The sequence below is a fragment of the Terrisporobacter mayombei genome (assembly GCF_020748465.1).
GTDB classification, from domain to species: domain Bacteria; phylum Bacillota; class Clostridia; order Peptostreptococcales; family Peptostreptococcaceae; genus Terrisporobacter; species Terrisporobacter mayombei.
Window position 1 is genome coordinate 1 of sequence record NZ_JAHZMP010000182.1, and the last position, 475, is coordinate 475.

General features: G+C 55.4%; 1 protein-coding gene. It reads left to right on the forward strand.

Annotated elements, in window-relative coordinates; translation table 11 throughout:
• A partial coding sequence (locus tag K0039_RS25155) for a hypothetical protein (RefSeq protein ID WP_228106861.1) occupies positions 1 to 475 on the forward strand: 475 nt, incomplete at both ends.

The window sequence follows — 475 nt, forward strand, 5'->3', positions numbered from 1 at the left end:
GATACTGCATGTAGTGAATGCCTGCTTGATTCCCAGACTCGCCACGATCACGATTTGCTGGATCGCAAAGCGGCGCTGGCCTGGCTTGGCGATGACTTCACGTATTACATCGGTTTACCGGATGAAGAGACATTCTCGCTGCCGGATGCCCGCTACTGCCCTGGCGCTATTGTCGATACGATTCGCCGGGCGATTAACGAAGGCGCTGAAAAGCTCACCCTGTGGATGACCGGCGCGCCCAATGAGTGGGATTTATACGCCCGTCAGTTCCGCGCGGCGGTTCAGAGCTATCGGCTAAAAGACAACGTCGAGGTCGATCTTGTTATACCTGCGGGAGTGGATGACCCGGATCTGTTGTATGAACTATCGCAATTTACTGCGCTGGGTGTGCGGCTGTGCCATGTTGAACAGGATCTGCAATTGCCGATCGTTGCCCAGGTTACCTTTGCCGATCGCGTGATGACGCTGGCTTCTC